Here is a 1,418-nt window from a genome sequence, read left to right as displayed (position 1 = left end):
CCCTCTCTGCCAGCCTTGGGTGAGACATCCCGCTTTGTCGGGTTAGCCTGAGAGGGCCCGAGTAGGAGTTCCACCCCTGATGACCAGCACCAATTCGTCCGCTGCCGACCCGGCGCCCAGGCCGAAGCGCCGCACGTTCAGCCCCGAGTACAAGCTGCGGATCGTGGCCGAGTACGACGCCGCGCCCGAGGGCGAGAAGGGCGCGGTCCTGCGCCGCGAGCGCCTGTACCACTCGCACGTCACCGAGTGGCGGGCCGCGCGCGATGCCGGGGCCCTGGAGAACCTGGCCGACCGCCGCACGAGCCCGGCCCGCACGAAGAAGTCCGCCGCCGAGGTCGAGAACGAGAAACTGCGTCGGCAGGTGGAACGGCTGGAGAAGGAACTGGCCCGGAACAAGGCCGCACTGGAGGTCCTGGGAAAAGCGTCGGCGCTCTTGGAAATGATCTCCGAGGGCGCGGACTGAGGCACGCCGCCGACCCGGTCGTGGACGAGGCGTTCGCCGGCGTCGAACACGAACTGGGCATCACGGCCGCGTGCCGGCTGACCGGCCGCTCCCGGGCCACCCACTACCGCAGGCTGCAGCCGCTGCCCGCGCGCGGGCCACGACAGCCCCAGGTCCAACCGTCGGCCCTTTCGACCGAAGAACGTGATGCGGTACTGGAGTTGATGAACAGCCCCGAGTACGCCGAGCTGCCGCCCGCACAGATCTGGGCCCGCGAGCTGGATACCGGGCGCTACCACTGCTCGGTCTCCACGATGTACCGGATCCTGCGTGAGCGGGGGCAGTCGGGTGAGCGCCGCCGCCAGGCCACCCACCCGGCCAGAACAGTGCCCGAGCTGGTTGCCACCGCGCCTTCGCAGGTGTTCACATGGGACATCACCAAGGCAGCCGGCCCCAGCAAGGGAATCTGGTACCACGCCTACGTCATCCTTGACATCTTCAGCCGCTACATCGTCGGCCACACCGTCGAGGCGGCCGAATCCGCCGAGCGGGCGGAAGAGTTGATCCGCGAGACCATCGCGCGCAACGGCATCGTCCCCGAGACCGTGCACGCCGACCGCGGCACCTCGATGACCAGCAAGAAAGTCTCCCAGCTGCTGATCGACCTCGGGGTCACCAGAAGTCACTCGCGCCCCAAGGTCTCCAACGACAACCCGTACAGCGAGGCCCAGTTCAAGACCACCAAGTACATGTCCGACTATCCCGAGCGGTTCGACTCCCTGGCCCACGCCCGCGAATGGTTCGACACCTTCATCTCGTACTACAACCACGAGCACCGGCACTCGGGCATCGGACTCCACACGCCCGCCAGCGTCCACTTCGGAACCGCCGATGAGATCCGCGACCAGCGGGCCGTCACCCTCGTCGAGGCCTATGCACGGCACCCCGAGCGCTTCGGCCGCCGCCCCAGACCACC

At 68.2% G+C, this 1,418-nt stretch carries 2 protein-coding genes; both read left to right on the top strand.

What is annotated here, in order from left to right; translation table 11 throughout:
• The first annotated feature begins 79 nt into the window (after positions 1-79).
• A complete protein-coding gene (locus ACZ52R_RS43495; RefSeq protein WP_465626867.1) occupies positions 80-463 on the top strand; it encodes a transposase in 384 nt (127 codons plus the stop codon).
• A gap of 20 nt (positions 464-483) precedes the next feature.
• A partial coding sequence (locus tag ACZ52R_RS43490; RefSeq protein WP_465755581.1) for an IS3 family transposase occupies positions 484-1,418 on the top strand: 935 nt, incomplete at its 3' end.

The organism is Kitasatospora sp. NPDC034023 (assembly GCF_055575795.1).
The sequence above is the reverse complement of the archived record's forward strand: the minus strand, read 5'-3'. Positions and strand labels throughout refer to the sequence as shown.

Coding starts and splice junctions, on each gene's coding strand:
- ACZ52R_RS43495 (WP_465626867.1), top strand. CDS start 80: ATGACCAGCACCAATTCGTCCGCTGCCGACCCGGCGCCCAGGCCGAAG.